The 16,958-nt window shown below is 72.2% G+C and carries 16 protein-coding genes; 11 read left to right on the top strand and 5 right to left on the bottom strand.

The genetic code is table 11. The annotated features are described in order from the left end of the window. Positions 1-52 precede the first annotated feature (52 nt). Positions 53-979, top strand: a complete 927-nt coding sequence (locus OG390_RS10125; protein WP_406166797.1) for a DUF2510 domain-containing protein — start codon at positions 53-55, stop codon at positions 977-979. Positions 980-1,013: 34 nt separating this feature from the next. Here OG390_RS10125 and OG390_RS10120 read toward each other — a convergent pair whose 3' ends face one another. Both OG390_RS10120 and OG390_RS10115 read right to left on the bottom strand, forming a co-directional pair. Then, positions 1,014-2,216 carry an amino acid deaminase/aldolase gene (locus tag OG390_RS10120; protein WP_406166795.1) on the bottom strand — a complete coding sequence of 401 codons (1,203 nt, stop codon included), beginning with the start codon at positions 2,214-2,216 and terminating at the stop codon, positions 1,014-1,016. A 531-nt stretch (positions 2,217-2,747) separates the two neighbouring features. Next, the gene (locus tag OG390_RS10115; RefSeq protein WP_406166793.1) at positions 2,748-3,413 is read right to left on the bottom strand and encodes a hypothetical protein; all 666 of its coding nucleotides are present in this window, start codon (positions 3,411-3,413) and stop codon (positions 2,748-2,750) included. Positions 3,414-3,564: 151 nt separating this feature from the next. On the opposite strand from OG390_RS10115, the gene OG390_RS10110 reads away from it, so the two are divergent. Both OG390_RS10110 and mycP read left to right on the top strand, forming a co-directional pair. After that, positions 3,565-4,518 (top strand): hypothetical protein, encoded by a 954-nt coding sequence (locus OG390_RS10110; RefSeq protein ID WP_406166791.1) that lies wholly within the window; start codon positions 3,565-3,567, stop codon positions 4,516-4,518. Continuing rightward, positions 4,515-5,702, top strand: a complete 1,188-nt coding sequence (mycP, locus tag OG390_RS10105; protein ID WP_406166789.1) for a type VII secretion-associated serine protease mycosin — start codon at positions 4,515-4,517, stop codon at positions 5,700-5,702. The genes OG390_RS10110 and mycP overlap by 4 nt, the downstream gene beginning before the upstream one ends. 63 nt (positions 5,703-5,765) lie before the next feature. On the opposite strand, the gene OG390_RS10100 is transcribed toward mycP, so the two are convergent. Further along, on the bottom strand, positions 5,766-6,731 hold the full coding sequence (locus OG390_RS10100; RefSeq protein ID WP_406166788.1) for a serine hydrolase: 966 nt from the start codon (positions 6,729-6,731) through the stop codon (positions 5,766-5,768). A gap of 149 nt (positions 6,732-6,880) precedes the next feature. Here OG390_RS10100 and OG390_RS10095 point away from each other — a divergent pair, with 149 nt between their 5' ends. Then, entirely contained in the window at positions 6,881-7,612 is a 732-nt protein-coding gene (locus OG390_RS10095; protein WP_406166786.1) for an SseB family protein, read from the top strand. Between the two features lie 30 nt (positions 7,613-7,642). On the opposite strand, the gene OG390_RS10090 is transcribed toward OG390_RS10095, so the two are convergent. Next, positions 7,643-7,999, bottom strand: coding sequence for a DUF1844 domain-containing protein (locus OG390_RS10090; protein ID WP_399076538.1), 357 nt, complete (start codon positions 7,997-7,999; stop codon positions 7,643-7,645). 394 nt (positions 8,000-8,393) lie between these two features. Between OG390_RS10090 and infC the strand changes: the two genes are divergently transcribed. The 3 genes from infC (at position 8,394) to rplT (ending at position 9,932) form a co-directional block, all read left to right on the top strand. Further along, on the top strand, positions 8,394-9,104 hold the full coding sequence (gene infC, locus OG390_RS10085; protein ID WP_406177595.1) for a translation initiation factor IF-3: 711 nt from the start codon (positions 8,394-8,396) through the stop codon (positions 9,102-9,104). A 154-nt stretch (positions 9,105-9,258) separates the two neighbouring features. Beyond that, a complete protein-coding gene (gene rpmI, locus OG390_RS10080) occupies positions 9,259-9,453 on the top strand; it encodes a 50S ribosomal protein L35 (RefSeq protein WP_007829094.1) in 195 nt (64 codons plus the stop codon). Between the two features lie 95 nt (positions 9,454-9,548). Then, complete coding sequence (gene rplT, locus OG390_RS10075) at positions 9,549-9,932, top strand: 50S ribosomal protein L20 (protein ID WP_054236131.1); 384 nt, start codon at positions 9,549-9,551, stop codon at positions 9,930-9,932. A gap of 483 nt (positions 9,933-10,415) precedes the next feature. Here rplT and OG390_RS10070 read toward each other — a convergent pair whose 3' ends face one another. Further along, positions 10,416-10,670 carry a DUF1720 domain-containing protein gene (locus OG390_RS10070; RefSeq protein WP_406177593.1) on the bottom strand — a complete coding sequence of 85 codons (255 nt, stop codon included), beginning with the start codon at positions 10,668-10,670 and terminating at the stop codon, positions 10,416-10,418. 122 nt (positions 10,671-10,792) lie between these two features. Between OG390_RS10070 and OG390_RS10065 the strand changes: the two genes are divergently transcribed. The 4 genes from OG390_RS10065 (at position 10,793) to pheT (ending at position 16,732) form a co-directional block, all read left to right on the top strand. Next, positions 10,793-11,650 carry a TrmH family RNA methyltransferase gene (locus tag OG390_RS10065; protein WP_406166783.1) on the top strand — a complete coding sequence of 286 codons (858 nt, stop codon included), beginning with the start codon at positions 10,793-10,795 and terminating at the stop codon, positions 11,648-11,650. A 51-nt stretch (positions 11,651-11,701) separates the two neighbouring features. Then, the gene (locus tag OG390_RS10060; RefSeq protein ID WP_406166781.1) at positions 11,702-12,919 is read left to right on the top strand and encodes an ATP-binding protein; all 1,218 of its coding nucleotides are present in this window, start codon (positions 11,702-11,704) and stop codon (positions 12,917-12,919) included. 181 nt (positions 12,920-13,100) lie between these two features. Beyond that, positions 13,101-14,225: a phenylalanine--tRNA ligase subunit alpha gene (gene pheS, locus OG390_RS10055; RefSeq protein WP_406166779.1), complete on the top strand. Its 1,125-nt coding sequence runs from the start codon at positions 13,101-13,103 to the stop codon at positions 14,223-14,225. Further along, entirely contained in the window at positions 14,225-16,732 is a 2,508-nt protein-coding gene (pheT, locus tag OG390_RS10050) for a phenylalanine--tRNA ligase subunit beta (RefSeq protein WP_406166777.1), read from the top strand. Before pheS ends, pheT begins: the two co-directional genes overlap by 1 nt. Positions 16,733-16,958: the final 226 nt, after the last annotated feature.

Here is a 16,958-nt window from a genome sequence, read left to right as displayed (position 1 = left end):
CAAGTACCGAGCACCGTGCACTGAGCTTCGGGGCTCGCCCTAGAGTGCCGGGATGAGCATGACGCCACCGCCCGGCTGGTACCGCGACCCCTCCTATCCCCTCATCGAGCGTTGGTGGGACGGGACCGCCTGGACCGATCACCGGCGCCAGCCCGAGGTGCCCCAACAGCCGTTGACGCAGCCGGAGTCGCCGGGGAAGGGCGGTTCCGGCCGTGCCAAGGCCGTCGCGCTCACCGTGGCCGCGGTCGTCCTCCTCGCCTCGATCGTCACGGGCGCCGTCCTGCTCGGCCGCGACGGCGGCAATGGCGACGCGGCGGCGCAGACCACCCCGACCGGCGCGTCCCCTGCCCCGCCGCAGACCGGCACCCCATCGCCCTCGGTGTCCACGTCCGCCCCCTCGACGAACGACCGGTCCGTCGTCGTGGACGAGCTCAACGGCATCACCCTGCCCCTGCTCGACGGTTGGGCCAGACCGCAGTACGTCGCCGAGGACGACGTCGTGATGACGACTCCGGGCACGTACGACTGCCCGGGCGACCCCGGCCTCTGCCGCCACGGCCGGGTCATCTCGCGCACGGTCACGGCGAACGACGAGAAGTCCCCGCGGGTCCTCGCCCAGCAGGACATAGAGGATGCCGCGAACAGCGCCTACGACCGCGACCTCGTCGACAGCCGCCCCTACAAGGGCATCAAGTCCCACCAGATGGTGAAGGCGGGCTCGGTCGCCGTGGCCGGGCGCGCCGGGTACTTCGTGCGCTGGAAGGTCAGGACCGGGGTGGGGCCCGGGGGTTACGTCGAGTCGCTGGCCTTCCCGTCCAGTGTGGGCTCGGAGTCGCTCGTCATCGTCCGCTTCGCCTTCGACGCGAGCGCCGACGGGCCACCGCTGTCCGACATGGACAAGATCACCAAGGGGATCCGGCCGCTGGGCGAAGCGGACACGGGCGGGGGTGTGGGCAGCAGCATCGGCCCGTCGAAGTGAGGCCGCCGGACCGGCTCCCGAGGCCCGACCGGCCCTAGAGGAAGGTGTGTCCTTCCCCGCGGTACGTCGGGACCGCGGCCGTCACCGCATCGCCCTGCACCAGATGGAGCGTGTCGAACCGCTCGCACAGCTCGCCGGCCTTGGCGTGCCGGAACCACACCTTGTCACCGATGAGCAGATCGTCCGCGGGGGAGCCGAGCAGTGGTGTCTGCACCTCGCCGGGGCCCTCCTGGGGGTCGTACTTCAGCCCCTCGGGGAGGTAGGGGACGGGCAGCCGGTCGTGGCCGGGAGCGCCCGAGGCCGGGTAGCCGCCGCCGAGGACCGTGACGACCCCGACGCCCGGCCGGCGCACGACGGGCTGGGCGAACAGCGCGGCCGGACGCCCGGTGAACGAGGTGTAGTTGTCGAAGAGCCGCGGCACGTAGAGCCCCGAGCCCGCCGCGATCTCGGTGACCGCGTCCTCGGCGGCGGTGTGCTGGACGCTGCCGGTGCCGCCGCCGTTGACGAATTCCAGCTCCGGCTCCACGGCCCGAACCGCGCGGACGACCTCGGCGCGCCGCTGGGCGAGCTCCTTGCGGGCGGTGGACTGCATCAGCCGGACGGCACGCGAGCGCAGCGGCCGCCCCTCGACCGCGTCGCCGACGCCCGCGACATGGCCCTCGTACGCCATGATCCCGACGAGTTTGAACCCCGGCCGTCGGGAGACGGCGCGGGCCATCTCGGCGACCTGGGCCGGCGAGTGCAGCGGCGAGCGCAGGGCCCCGACCCGGACCCGGCCGCCGAGCAGCTTGAGGGAGGTGTCCAACTCCAGGCAGACGCGCACGACTTCGGTGCCGCCCTGCCGGGCCTCGTCGATGAGACGGAGCTGGGCCGGGTCGTCGACCATGACGGTCACGGCGCCGGCGAGCTTGGGGTCACCGGTCAGCTCGGCGAACGCCTTGCGGTCCGCCGACGGATAGGCGAGCAGCACATCGTCGAAGCCGGATCTGGCCAGCCACAGGGACTCGGCCAGGGTGAAGGACATGATGCCCGCGAAGCCGTCCCGGTCCAGGACGCGTTCGAGCAGGGCGCGGCAGCGCAGGGACTTGCTGGCGACGCGGATCGGCTTGCCGGCGGCCCGGCGGACCAGATCGTCCGCGTTCGCGTCGAAGGCCTCCAGGTCCACGATCGCGACGGGGGCGTCGAGGTGAGCGGTGGCCCGGTCGTAGCGGGCCCTGTCTGCGGCGCGGGCAGTCATGACCGAAGCCTGCCAGAATCGATTACCGCAGGGTAGGGGGACGTTCCGGGCAGATGCCCCGGGGCTCCGGACTGGTTCACTCCGGGCCGGGGTCAACCCGTAGAGTGACGCGCACGCAGGGAGGAACGACCTTGCCCCGGCGGGCCCTGCCCGGGGTGACGGTCCACCGGTGCGGGTATGCGTGCCCGTGGCGGGGTCCCTTCCGCGCACGTGAAACGGCTCCGCCGAGCTCCGAGGCGGTCCGTCGGCCCGGGTACGAGGAAACGGGGGGTTCATGAGCACGGAAGCGCGCCGCGCCTCCCTTCCCCCACGCCCCACGACGACACCCGCCTCGACGCCGCCACCGGACACCACGCCACCGGACACCACGCCTCCGCCGAGCACGCGCACGTCTGTTTCGTCGGGCACGTCGCCGCTGCCCGACGCGACGACTGCGTCCGGTGCCTCCTACCCGTCCGGCCCGCAGGCTTCGCCCAGCCGGTCGGGCGCCACCGGCCCGTCGGCTTGGCCCGCCCCGTCGGGCCCGCCCCGTCAGGACCAGCCTTCGGCGCCGGAACAGCCGTCGCCGCTCGGCGAGGTCGCCTCGCGGGCCCAGGCCGCACGGCGCGAGGCGGCGGCTCCGGGGGAAACCCCGTCGCGCGGCGAGGCCGTCTCGAGGGCAGAGGCCCTGGCGCCGCCCCGTCCCACCGCCCCGCCCCCGGGCTGTCCCCCGCCGCGCCCCTCGCGGGATCCGCTGCAGGGCGGCAGCGCGCCACTGCCGCCCCGTCCGACTGCATCGCCTTCCGGCGAGGCCTCGTCGTCCCGCGCTCGGGATCTGGTGTCGGGTGATGTCCCGTCGGTTCCGCCGCGCCCCGCGACGGCGCCGACGTCGGCGAGCGACGCCGCGCCGTCCTCGTTCCGCCCCGCCGCCGCGCGGACCGGCGATGCCTCGTCGTCCCGGCCGGTGGACGCGTCGCGGCGCGTGGCCTCGCGGTCGGGCGATGCCCCGCCGCTTCCACCCCGCCCGGTGGAGCCGCCTTCGGCGGGGGAGGACTTCGGTGCGCCCTCGGCGGACGGTGACGGTCCTCGGGCGGCCGGTCTCGGCGCGATGTCCCCTGCCGGGCGAGTGCCCTCGCCGTCGAGGTCTTTCGACTTCTTCGACTCCTCGGCCGATACGTCGGATACGTCCGATACCCCCACTTCGGCGACGCGGCTCACGCGTGCCCCGCGGTCCTCTGCGCCGGAGGGGGCCCGGCGGTTCCCCGAACTGCGTCCCGAGCCGCGGTCGAGTGCGATGCCCCCGCCCCCGCCCGCGGCCTCCGCGCGGTTCCCGGACGCACCCCCGGCATCCACCCACCAACGTGCCGCCGTGCCCCAGGAGAGGCTCACGGAGACGACCCGGCGGCTGCGGCCCATCCGGGCCGAGGAACCGGCCGAATCCGCGGTCGCCCCGGCCCCGGTTCCCGCACCCCCGTCGAACACCCCGAGCGTGGAGCGCCCCTTCGTGTCGTTCGCGCAGCCGGAGACGTACGACGACGACACCGCACGGCTGCGCCCGCTCGGCGGCCGTACCCGGCCCCGTGTCGTGGCAGCCGCGGCCTGCGTCGTGCTGGGGCTCGGCCTCATCGGCGGTGCGGCGACGGGGAGTTGGCTGACCGGGGACGGTGCGGACGGGCCCCGCTCGCGGAACGCCTTCGCGGCGGCCGGCGAGCTCTGGCACAGCGTGCCCGTGGACCAGCTCTTCCCGCCCACCGTGCGGGGCGTGGGCGCGGGCCCCGGCGGCGCCGACCGCACCTGGACCCGTATCGCCGTCGCCCCCGACAGCGGCTGCAAGGACGCCTTCGACCCGCTCCTGCGCAAGGCACTGGCCCCGGCCGGCTGCCTGCGCCTGTTGCGCGCCACGTACACGGACGCGACCCGCAGCCATGTCACCACCGTCGGTCTGCTGTTCACCAAGGCGGACGCGGCGGCCATGACCTCGCTGAAGGCCCGCTTCCAGAAGGAGGGCCTGGACCGGCGCACCGACCTGATGCCCCGCCCGTACGCCGCGAAGGGCACCGACGCCGAGGACTTCGGCGACGCCCAGCGTGCCTCCTGGACGGTGTCGGTCCTCATCGACGCCCCTGTCGTCGTCTACGCGGTCTCCGGTTTCGCCGACGGCCGCATCGTCACCGCCCCGCAGCCCGACGCCGACGCCATGAAGCCCGGAGCGACCACGGCGCCGGCCCAGGCGGGCCTCGGGTACGAGGCGCAGGGCCTCGCCGACCGCGTGGAGCGGAGCCTCCGCAAGACCGTCACCTCGGCCACGGAGAAGCCGTCATGACCCGCAAGGCCGGACCGACGCGCAGGGCCGGGCTCCTCGGCGTCCTGCTGGCCGCCTCGCTCGCCCTGGTGCCGCCGACCGCGGCCCACGCCGACGGCATACGCGCCCAGCAGTGGGCCCTCGACGCGATGCACACCCAGGAGGCCTGGCGCACGACGAAGGGCAAGGGCATCACCGTCGCGGTCCTCGACACCGGCGTCGACGCCCAGCACCCCGACCTCGCGGGCAACGTCCTCACCGGCAAGGACATGGTCGGCTTCGGCGCGAGCCGCGGCGACCGGGCCTGGGCCCGGCACGGCACGGCCATGGCGGGCATCATCGCGGGGCACGGCCACGGCGCGGGGGACGCCGACGGCGTCATGGGCATCGCCCCCGAGGCCAAGATCCTCCCCGTCCGCGTCATCCTCGAAGACGGCGACTCCGCCCGTACGAGGGCCCGCAGCACCCGTGGCAACGCCCTCGCCGAGGGCATTCGCTGGGCCACCGACCACGGCGCCGACGTCATCAACCTCTCCCTCGGCGACGACTCCAAGTCAGCCCACCCCGAACCCGCCGAGGACGAGGCCGTCCAGTACGCCCTGAAGAGGGGCGTGGCCGTCGTCGCCTCGGCCGGCAACGGCGGTGAGAAGGGCGACCACGTCTCGTACCCCGCCGCCTATCCGGGCGTGATCACGGCGACCGCCGTCGACCGGTACGGCACCCGCGCCTCGTTCTCCACCCGTCGCTGGTACGCCACGGTCAGTGCCCCCGGTGTCGACGTCGTCATCGCCGACCCGGACGACCGGTACTACGAGGGCTGGGGCACCAGCGCGGCCTCCGCGTTCGTCTCCGGCGCGGTCGCGCTCATCAAGGCGGCTCACCCGGGCCTGTCGCCGGCCCAGATCAAGCAGCTCCTGGAGGACACGGCCCGCAACGCCCCCTCCGGCGGCCACGACGACTCCCGTGGCTTCGGCTTCATCGACCCCGCCGCCGCGATCAAGGCGGCCGGCCGCCTCAAGCCGGAAGGGCTCCACTCGGCGGCGTACGGCCAGAAGTACTTCGGTTCGGGGCCCGACACCGCCGGGGACGACGAGGACTCCTCCGGCTGGGTGGGTCCCCTCGCGGGCGGCCTCGGCGCGGTCCTGCTGGCGGCGGCGGTGCTGCTGTGGCGCGGCCGCAGGGGCCCGCGCCGGTACGGCTTGTAGCGACGCCTTCGAGACAGACGGACGCCACCGAGGCGCACGCCCCGGCTGTCGGCGGCGCAGGCCTCAGTCGTCGGCCGTGTCCTGGAAGGCGGAGACTGCCGCCTGCGCCGTCGCCTCCACCAGTGAAATCCCCTTCGCCTTCGTCGAGTTGCCGTTCGACAGCGTCGCCACCAGATAGACGTGTCCGTCGAGCGTGACCCGCCCGATGCTGTTGATGTCCCACAGGCCGGTCGTGCTGCGCGCCAACCACCCGTTCTTCAGGGCCCACTCGGAGCCGTCGGCCGCGGCCGACACCCCCCAGTGCTGATCGGTGGCGATGTCACCCATGAGCCCCTGAAGATACGTCCGCGAGCTCTCGCTGAGTTCCGAGTCGTCCCCGAACACCTGCCGCAGCAAAGCCAGTTGATCGGCCGCAGTGGTCTGCGTCAGACCCCACAGCATGCCGTCCCCGCCCTCCGTACCGGTCAGCCCGAAGCGCTGGTTGGCGGCGGCGAGGCCGTCCGCCTGCCCGATCGTGCGCCACAGGGCGGACGCGGAGGTGTTGTTGCTGTTCTCGATCATCGAGGTGGCGTACGTCTTCTCCTGGGCCGTCAGATGCCGGTCCGCGTCCTGGGCCTGGAGCAGCAGCGTGGCCAGGATGTCGACCTTGACGATGCTCGCGGTGTCGAAGGTGCCGTCGCCGTACGCGGCGCTCTTACCGGAGTCGAGGTCGAGAACCGCGACCGACACCTCCGCGCCGTCCTCCACGGTCACTGCCTTCATCGCCTTGGTGAGCAGCGCGTCCCTGTCCACCGCGGGCTCCGCGACTGGTTCCACCGAGGCATCCTCGCTGACGGTCGGCGATGCCGAGGACGATGCCGCGGCCGGGGACGACGATACGAGGCCCGAGCCGTCGTGCGCCTGTGCCTTCACATACACCGTTCCGGCCGCCGTACCGCCCACCAGGACGGCGGAGGCCACCAAGGTATAGAGGATTGGCTTGCGTCGGGAGGGTCGGGCGCGGCGCCCGCGGGCTCTGTGACGATCCATCCCGCGATGCTGGGTGCCGGGGCTGTGCCCGCGGTTAGACGAATGTTAGATGTGTGTCAGGGAAGGCTGAGAAACCCATGAGTCCTGTCAACGCGGGGTTTCCGGGGCCGCACAAGCGCAGCAGCATCCCCCCGATAGGGTCGGGGACCGTGGCGAACAAGAACATTCCCGACTCCGGCTTCTCCGACGACGACGGCTCCGCCGACCCCGGACTGACGGCGGCGCTCGCGGCCTGGGCCGAGGACCGCACCGCCGTGCGGCCGGTCCTGGAGGCACTCAAGGGCGCCCGGCTGCTCGTGCCGGTCGTGGCCGTCCTCGGCGAGGTGGAGGAGGACGAGAACGGCCTCCGCCATGAGAAGACCAGCGACATGGCCGTGCCCACCCTGAAGGCCGGCAGCCGCACGGCGCTGCCCGCCTTCACCTCCACCGAGTCACTGGCCCGCTGGGACCCCGAGGCCCGCCCCGTCGCCGTACCCCTGCACCAGGCCCTGCAGGCGGCAGCGCACGAGAAGGCCGACACGATCGTGCTGGACATGGCGGGACCCGTGCCCTACGAGCTGACCGGTCCGGCCCTGCTGGCGCTCGCCGAGGGGCGTACCTCCGCCGACCCGCTTGCGGACCCGGCCGTCGTCGAAGCGGTACGGGCCGCGGTCGTCGCCGAGCCCATGGTGCTCCGCGCTCACCTCGGCCCCGGGCCGGCCGACGGCACCCTCGCCCTCGTACTGGACCCGTCCGCCGCCCCGGCCGACACCGCCCGCGCGGTCGCCGAGCGGCTCGCGGCCGACGAAACGCTGAGGGCCCGCCTGGTGCGCGGCCTCGACCTGGCGCTGCTGCCGGCCGGGGCGACGCCGCCGGGCGAGCCCTTGTACGTACGCTCCTGAAGACCTGGGGCCTGTCGTTTGGATCAGGCCCTAGCCGTAGACCGGACCCGTGTACTTCTCGCCCGGGCCCTGGCCGGGCTCGTCCGGGACGATCGACGCCTCGCGGAAGGCGAGCTGCAGCGACTTCAGTCCGTCGCGCAGCGGTGCCGCGTGGAAGGAGCTGATTTCGGTCGCGCTCGCGTCGAGCAGCCCGGCCAGCGCGGACACCAGCTTGCGCGCCTCGTCGAGGTCCTTGTGCTCGTCGCCCTCCTCGGTCAGACCGAGCTTCACTGCGGCGGCGCTCATCAGGTTGACGGCGACCGTCACGATCACCTCGACCGCGGGGACCTCGGCGATGTCGCGGGTCATGGCGTCGTAGTCGGGTGTCTGGGGAGGGGTGTCACTCATGCCTCACACGATAGGCCCCGGCGCGCCCGCCTCCGTGCGGGGGAGGCCGGTACACTGTCCGGTGCACACCGGTTCGCGCCTCCCCGGAGGAGCTGCTAACCTTGTGTAACGACCGGCTGGATGCGCCCAGACATATGTCAGCGTGCCCGGCCCACAAGTGGAGGCTCCGATCTCCCACCTGACCGTCCTCCGGGACGGCGGGTCTCCGGTCAGGCGGCCACCACCGTTCCGTACGGACGGTGGAGTCGTCCGAGAGTGCGCCCCGCGGTTCACCGCGGCGGTGCTCCGGTAGTCATTGGAGCCCCGCCTGTGAACCGTCCGGGGCATTTTTCATGCCGCGCGGTGGTTGGTCCACATGTCATCAGAGACATACGCGGCTGTCCGCCAGACCGCCGTGTGGTGCTACCGAGGAGGATCCATCAGCGCCGAGCCCCGCATCAACGACCGGATTCGCGTTCCCGAGGTGCGACTTGTCGGTCCCAGCGGCGAGCAGGTCGGGATTGTTCCGCTTGCCAAGGCCCTGGAGCTTGCGCAGGAGTACGACCTCGACCTGGTCGAGGTGGCCGCGAACGCGCGCCCGCCGGTCTGCAAGCTCATGGACTACGGGAAGTTCAAGTACGAGTCGGCCATGAAGGCCCGTGAGGCGCGCAAGAACCAGGCGCACACGGTCATCAAGGAAATGAAGCTCCGGCCGAAGATCGACCCGCACGACTATGACACCAAGAAGGGTCACGTCGTCCGGTTCCTCAAGCAGGGCGACAAGGTCAAGATCACGATCATGTTCCGTGGTCGCGAGCAGTCCCGGCCGGAACTCGGCTACCGACTGCTGCAGCGTCTCGCGTCGGACGTCGAGGACCTCGGTTTCGTTGAGTCGAACCCGAAGCAGGACGGCCGAAACATGATCATGGTTCTCGGTCCGCACAAGAAGAAGACCGAGGCGATGGCCGAGGCCCGTGAGGCCCAGGCGGCTCGCAAGGCGGAAGCGAAGGCCAACCCGGGCCGCTCGCAGAACGCCGCCGAGACGGCTGACGCCGAGGCGACCGACGCCGAGGCGACCGACGCCGAGACCGCCGAGGCCCCGGCCGAGGCTTCCGCCGAGGCCTGATCCCAGGGCGAAGGCCCCGGGGAGCCACGGACGAGAGTCCGTGGAGTCCTGGGACACCCGTCCAGGGATGACAATCGATACATACATGACGTTCCACCGTGCCCGGTTTAACGACCGGGCATCGGAACGCCACTGACGAGGAGAGAACGGCGCTATGCCGAAGAACAAGTCGCACAGCGGTGCCAGCAAGCGCTTCAAGGTCACCGGCTCCGGCAAGGTGCTCCGTGAGCGCGCCGGCAAGCGCCACCTGCTCGAGCACAAGTCGTCGCGCCTGACGCGCCGCCTCACCGGCAACGCCGAGATGGCCCCGGGCGACGCCAAGAAGATCAAGAAGCTTCTCGGCAAGTGACGTACGGGCGCCTAGCCGCCGTACGTCTGGACCGGGACCCAATCGATTTCGGGCCGTGTGACGACCACCACGGCCCCGCTACAAGGAGTTAACAAGTGGCACGCGTCAAGCGGGCAGTCAACGCCCACAAGAAGCGCCGGGCGATCCTCGAGGCGGCCTCCGGCTACCGCGGTCAGCGTTCGCGTCTGTACCGCAAGGCCAAGGAGCAGGTCACCCACTCGCTGGTCTACAACTACAACGACCGCAAGAAGCGCAAGGGCGACTTCCGTCAGCTGTGGATCCAGCGCATCAACGCCGCTGCCCGCGCCAACGGCATCACGTACAACCGCTTCATCCAGGGTCTGAAGGCCGCGAACATCGAGGTCGACCGCAAGATCCTCGCCGAGCTGGCCGTCAACGACGCCGGCGCGTTCGCCGCGCTCGTCGAGGTCGCGCAGAAGGCGCTGCCGTCGGACGTCAACGCGCCGAAGGCCGCGTGACGCTCGCGCTGGCTTGAGCCGGACGTAGCTGTGGACCCGCTTGCCTTGCGGCTTGCGGGTCCATGTGCGTTTTCGCTGCGCCTGCGCCGGCCTGCCCTGCACTGTGCGAGGGCCGGTTCTCCCGGCCGGACGCTCGGCTTCGGCCTCGCGGGCCGTGCGCGGCTCGCGTCGGGGTGGCGGCTGACTCGGCTCCGCGGGCCGTCTGCGGCCGGGCCGTGGACCGTACGCTGCGCGTCGCTCCGCCCGGTTCGGCACCGCCCGGAGTCCGCCGTCGCGGCCGAGTGCCGTCGCGGCGGGAAGAGGCGGCTGCCGCCCTGGGCGAAGGGCCTCGCCCGCAGGGCCCACGCTCCCTGTCGGCGGCAAGGGGCTCACCCACCACTGCGGGAACGACCCCACCGCGGACGGGAAGCCTCAGCCGCTGTCATGGCGAGAGACGCTCGCCCGCGCAGCGGTGCGGGCCCTGGGCGAAGCAGCCACGGGAATTTACACGCACTCCCGGGCCAGGGCGGGGGCTCCCGGCTCGCCGCCGCGATTGAAGGCTCCGGTCGGCCGAGGCTGAATGCTCCGGTCGCTTGCGAGGGTGAAGGCTCCGGTCGGCTGCGGCTGAATGCTCCGGTCGCTTGCGAGGGTGAAGGCTCCGGTCGGCTGCGGCTGAAGGCTCCGGTCGCTTGCGAGGGTGAAGGCTCCGGCTTGCCGGGATACTCGCCCGCAGCCGCAGCCGCAGCCGCAGCCGCACACGACAGCCTGCTGTTGTGCTCGGCGGCGGATGCGAGACCCACCGTCCACGAGATCCCCGTCGTCGGTTCAGCCCGGTGCGGCGGGCGTTGAACCACTCTCCGTAACCCACCGAAGGTGAACCCATGGCTGCCGCCCCCGAGTTGATCTCCCCGCGCTCGCCTCGTGTCTCTGCCGCGCGGCGGCTGGAGAAGCGGAACTTCCGGGGTAAGGAGCGGCTGTTTCTCGCGGAGGGGCCGCAGGCCGTGCGAGAGGCGGCGGCGCACCGGGCCGACGGGGCCGCCACGCTGGTGGAGCTCTTCGCGACCGTCGAGGCCGCGGAGCGGTACGCCGACATCGTCGGGGAGGCCCGGGACGCCGGCGCGCGTGTGCATCTCGCGGACGAGGCGGTGATCGCCGACATCTCGACGACCGTCACCCCGCAGGGGCTGGTCGGGGTCTGCCGTTTCCTGGACACGCCGTTCGAGGAGATCCTCCGGGCCGAGCCCAAGCTCGTCGCCGTACTCGCGCACGTCCGGGACCCCGGGAACGCCGGGACGGTACTGAGGTGCGCGGACGCCGCCGGCGCCGAGGCCGTCGTCCTCACCGACGCGTCCGTCGACCTCTACAACCCCAAGGCCGTCCGGGCCTCGGTCGGCTCGCTGTTCCATCTCCCCGTCGCCGTCGGCGTGCCCGTCGAGCGGGCCGTGCAGGGGCTCAAGGGCGCGGGGGTGCGGATTGTCGCCGCCGACGGCGCCGGTGACGACGATCTCGACGACGAGCTCGACAAGGGGACCATGGGCGGGCCCACCGCCTGGGTGTTCGGGAACGAGGCGTGGGGGCTTCCGGAGGAGACCCGCGCGCTGGCCGATGCCGTCGTGCGCGTTCCGATTCACGGAAAGGCCGAGAGTCTGAACCTCGCCACGGCCGCCGCCGTATGTCTCTATGCATCCGCCCGTGCACAGCGCGCCTCCGGAGGGTGCCGTTCCGTCACCGACAGCTAGTAGGGTGATGGGCTCGGGGGCCCACTGCCAGACGAGAGGTGGGGTACGGGGATGAGTGTCGGCACGAGCGGTGCCCAGAAGGCGCCGCGAGCACGGGACGTGCGCGGCACACCCGCGTCCCGGCGCGGTGAGCTCGCCGCCGAGCGCGAAGCCGCACTCGAAGCCGGTGCCGCGGTCGACCCCGGCGCCGAGCTCGAAGCCGAGCTGGGCATCGACCCCGACGACCTGCCCGACGGACTCGTCGTCGCCGACGAGCAGGGCCGGGTGATCTGCTTCAACGCCGCCGCGGCTCGTATCACCGCCGTTCCTCCCTCCGAGGCCCTCGGCCGCCGACTCGAGTCGGCCCTGCCTCTGGAGGACCTGGAGGGCCGCCGCTGGTGGCAGCTCACCGACCCGTACGGCGGTCTCGCGATCCGCAACGGTCAGCCCGAGCGCAATCTGCTGCTGCCCGGCGGCCGTGAGGTCCTCGTCTCGGCTCGCTATGTGCGGACGAACCCCACCGGCCCCATCCACCGCGTCGTCGTCTCCCTGCGCGACACCGAGGCCCGCCGCCGCACCGAGCGCAGCCATGCCGAGCTGATCGCCACCGTCGCCCATGAACTGCGCTCGCCGCTCACCTCCGTCAAGGGCTTCACCGCGACACTGCTGGCCAAGTGGGAGCGTTTCACCGACGACCAGAAAAAGCTCATGCTGGAGACCGTCGACGCCGACGCCAACCGCGTCACGCGGCTCATCGCCGAGCTGCTCGACATCTCCCGCATCGACTCCGGGCGCCTCGAGGTGCGCCGCCAGCCCGTCGACATCGGCGCCGCCGTCGGCCGCCACATCCAGGCGTACGTCACCGCGGGCCAGCCCGCCGACCGCTTCCTGCTCCGCCTCGAACAGCCCCTGCCCGCTCTCTGGGCGGATCCCGACAAGATCGACCAGGTGCTCAGCAACCTGCTCGAAAATGCGGTGCGCCACGGCGAGGGAACCGTCACGATCGACGTAGCGCCCTCGGCGTCCCCGCGTGAACGGGAGGACGGCGAGTACGCGGCCACGTCGGTCATCGTGAGCGACGAGGGCACCGGCATCCCGGAGGAGTCCATGAACCGCGTCTTCACCCGCTTCTGGCGGGGCAGCAAGCGCGGCGGCACCGGGCTCGGGCTCTACATCGTCAAGGGCATCGTCGAGGCCCACGGCGGCACCATCACGGTCGGCCGCGCCCCCGGCGGCGGCGCCGAGTTCCGATTTACGTTGCCCGTGGGCACCCCGGCGTATCTGCTGTAACGCCGAAGAGGCCCCACGGGCGCACGCGCACCGGAGCCACCCCTTGGACTGCGCGTCCGAGGCAGGCTCCCACCCCGTTAGACTCGGCCTTTGGCACCTTTGCGTCCTCTCATCTGTGGACGATTCGTCTCCGAGTCGTTGACGGGGACCATCCGCCAGCCAACCGGAAGCACGGGAAGAGATGTCGGCACCGAATAAGTCGTACGACCCTGTAGAGGTCGAGGCCTTGAAACCGGAAGAGATCGAGCGCATGCGGGACGAGGCGCTCGCCGCCTTCGCGGCCGCCGGTGACCTCGACGCGCTCCAGGAGGCCAAGGTCGCCCACACCGGCGGCACCTCGCCATTGGCCCTCGCCAACCGCGAGATCGGAGCCCTGCCCCCGCACGCCAAGGCCGCGGCCGGCAAGCTGGTCGGGCAGGCCCGTGGCGCCGTGAACAAGGCCCTCGCCGCCCGCCAGACCGAGCTGGAGGCCGAGCGCGACGCCCGGGTGCTGGTCGAGGAGGCGGTGGACGTCACGCTGCCCTACGACCGCGTACCGGCCGGCGCCCGCCACCCGCTGGCCACCATGATGGAGCGGGTCGCCGACGTCTTCGTGTCCATGGGATACGAGGTCGCCGAGGGCCCCGAGGTCGAGGCGGAGTGGTTCAACTTCGACGCGCTGAACTTCGGCCCGGACCACCCGGCCCGGCAGATGCAGGACACTTTCTTCGTCGAGGGCCCGACGGGCGACCACGGCGAGTCCGGTGTCGTGCTGCGCACCCACACCTCGCCGGTACAGGCCCGCGCCATGCTCGACCGCGAGCCGCCCGTCTACATCGTGTGCCCGGGCCGCGTGTACCGCACGGACGAGCTGGACGCCACGCACACCCCGGTCTTCCACCAGATCGAGCTCCTCGCCATCGACGAGGGTCTGACGATGGCCGACCTCAAGGGCACCCTGGACCACATGGTCCAGTCGCTCTTCGGCTCGGACATGAAGACCCGGCTGCGCCCGAACTACTTCCCCTTCACCGAGCCGTCCGCCGAGATGGACATGCTCTGCTACGTCTGCAAGGGCGCGTCCGTCGGCAACCCCGACCGCCCTTGCCGGACCTGCTCCAGCGAGGGCTGGATCGAGCTGGGCGGCTGCGGCATGGTCAACCCGCGGGTCCTTGTCGCCTGCGGCGTCGACCCGGAGAAGTACAGCGGATTCGCCTTCGGGTTCGGCATCGAGCGGATGCTGATGTTCCGCCACAACGTCGAAGACATGCGAGACATGGTCGAGGGTGACGTCCGGTTCACCCGGCCGTTCGGGATGGAGATCTGATGCGGGTCCCGCTTTCTTGGCTGCGGGAGTACGTCGACCTGCCGGCGACGGAGACCGGGCGCGACGTCCAGGCCAACCTCATTTCGGCCGGTCTCGAGGTCGAGACCGTCGAGCAGATCGGCGCCGACCTCAAGGGCCCCCTGGTCGTCGGCCAGGTGCTCACCATCGAGGAGCTGACGGAGTTCAAGAAGCCCATCCGCTTCTGCACCGTCGACGTCGGCACCGCCAACGGCACGGGTGAGCCGCAGGAGATCGTCTGCGGCGCCCGCAACTTCGCCGTCGGCGACAAGGTCGTCGTGGTCCTGCCGGGCGCCGTCCTGCCCGGCAACTTCGCGATCGCCGCGCGCAAGACGTACGGCAAGACCTCGCACGGCATGATCTGCTCCGGCGACGAGCTGGGCATGGGCGACGACGGCAGCGGCGGCATCATCGTCCTGCCGCCGGAGCACGAGGTCGGCACCGACGCCATCGAGCTGCTCCAGCTCGTCGATGAGGTCCTCGACATCGCCGTCACGCCCGACCGCGGCTACGCCCTGTCGATGCGCGGTGTGGCCCGCGAGGCCGCCATCGCGTACGGGCGGCCGCTGCTCGACCCGGCGCTGCTCGACGTGCCGGCGCCGAACGCGTTCGGCTACCCGGTGCAGGTCGCCGACCCGCGCGGCTGCGACCGCTTCACGGCGCGCACGGTGACGGGTCTCGACCCCGAGGCACGTTCTCCGATCTGGCTGAAGCGGCGCCTGCAGAAGGCCGGCATGCGCCCGATCTCGCTCGCCGTCGACATCACCAACTACGTGATGCTGGAGCTCGGCCAGCCCCTGCACGCCTACGACCGCAACCGCGTCCAGGGCGCGATCGGCGTGCGCCGGGCCGAGCAGGGCGAGAAGCTCACCACCCTCGACGGCGTCGTGCGCACGCTCGACGCCGAGGACTTGGTGATCACCGACGACCGCGGCCCGATCGGCCTCGCGGGGGTCATGGGCGGCGCCAACACCGAGATCGACGACACCGAGGGCACCACCACCGAGGTCGTCATCGAGGCCGCCCACTTCGACGCGATCTCCATCGCGCGCACGGCCCGCCGGCACAAGCTGGCCTCCGAGGCGTCCAAGCGCTTCGAGCGCGGCGTCGACCCGCAGGCCGCCTCCGCCGCGGCCCAGCGGACCGTCGATCTGCTGGTCCTCCTCGCGGGAGGCACGGCCGACGCCGGGGTCACCGAGGTCATCGCGCCCTCCGCGCCGCACACCATCACCATTCCGGCGAACCACCCGGACAAGGTGGCCGGTGTCATCTACGGGCGCGAGACCGTCGTACGCCGTCTCCAGCAGGTCGGCTGCGACGTCTACGGGCAGGACGAGCTGATCGTCACCGCGCCGTCCTGGCGGCCCGACCTGACGGACCCGAACGACCTCGCGGAGGAGGTCATCCGTCTCGAGGGCTACGAGAACCTGCCCTCCACGCTGCCCAAGCCCCCCGCGGGCCTCGGCCTCACCGGCCGGCAGCGGCTGCACCGCCGTATCGGCCGGGCGCTGGCCGGCGCCGGCTACGTCGAGGCGCTGAACTACCCGTTCATCGGCGAGCACGTCTTCGACCAGCTCGGCCTGGCCGACGACGACCCGAAGCGCAAGGTCGTCAAGCTGGTCAACCCGCTCTCCGACGAGGAGCCCGCGCTCCGTACGACGCTGCTGCCGGGCCTGCTCCAAGCCCTGCGCCGCAACGACGGACGAGGCTCGCACGACCTGGCACTCTTCGAGACGGGCCTGGTCTTCCACCCGCAGGAGGAGCTGCGGATCGCCGGGCGGCTGCCCGTCGACCGCCGCCCCACCGACGAGGAGATCGCGTCGCTCACCGCCGCGCTCCCCGTCCAGCCCCGGCACGCCGCCGTCGTCCTCGCGGGCGCACGGGAGCAGGCCGGCTGGTGGGGCAAGGGCCGCCCGGCGGACTGGGCCGACGCGGTGGAGGCCGCGCGCACCCTGGCCCACGAGGCGGGGACCGAGCTCCTCGTCCGCTCCGGCCAGTACGGTCCGTGGCACCCGGGCCGCTGCGCCGAGCTGGCGGTCCGCGTGGGCGGCGCGGAGCAGGTCATCGGGTACGCCGGTGAGCTGCACCCCGGTGTCCTGAAGACCCTGGGCCTGCCCGCGCGCACCTGCGCGATGGAGCTGGACCTGGACGCGCTGGAGCAGGCGAGCGAGGGTCTCCCGAAGGGCCCGAAGATCTCGACCTTCCCGGTCGCCACGCAGGACGTCGCGCTGGTCGTCGACAAGTTCGTCCCGCACTCGGACGTCGAGGCCGCGCTCCGCGAGGGCGCCGGTGAACTGCTGGAGTCCATCCGGCTGTTCGACGTCTACGAGAACAGCGAGCAGCTCGGTGAGGGCAAGAAGTCCCTCGCGTACGCGCTGCGCTTCCGTGCCGCCGACCGCACGCTGACCGTGGACGAGGCGTCCGCGGCCCGCGACGCTGCGGTGGCGCTGGCCGCCGAGCGTACGGAGGCCGTGCTGCGCGGAGCCTAGGGGCTCCGCCGGCTGTATCGGGGAACTGCGGGTCGTCTGTCGGCTGCGGATGGTGCGCGGCTGGGCGCGTAGTTCCCCGCGCAGTTCCCTGCGCGTCCATCGGGGTTCCGTGCGCATCTATCGGGGCGTCCGAGGCCCGTAACCGGTCGCGCCCACGCGGCGGAGCCGCGCCGTGTCACCCGGCCCCGCGCCGCTTTCCGGGGCGCCTGCCCTGGCGCCCACCTGC

Source organism: Streptomyces sp. NBC_00996 (genome assembly GCF_045162675.1).
In the GTDB taxonomy this organism is placed as follows: Bacteria; Actinomycetota; Actinomycetes; order Streptomycetales; family Streptomycetaceae; genus Streptomyces.
Note: the sequence above shows the minus strand (reverse complement) of the source record. Positions and strands in the feature narration are given on the sequence as shown.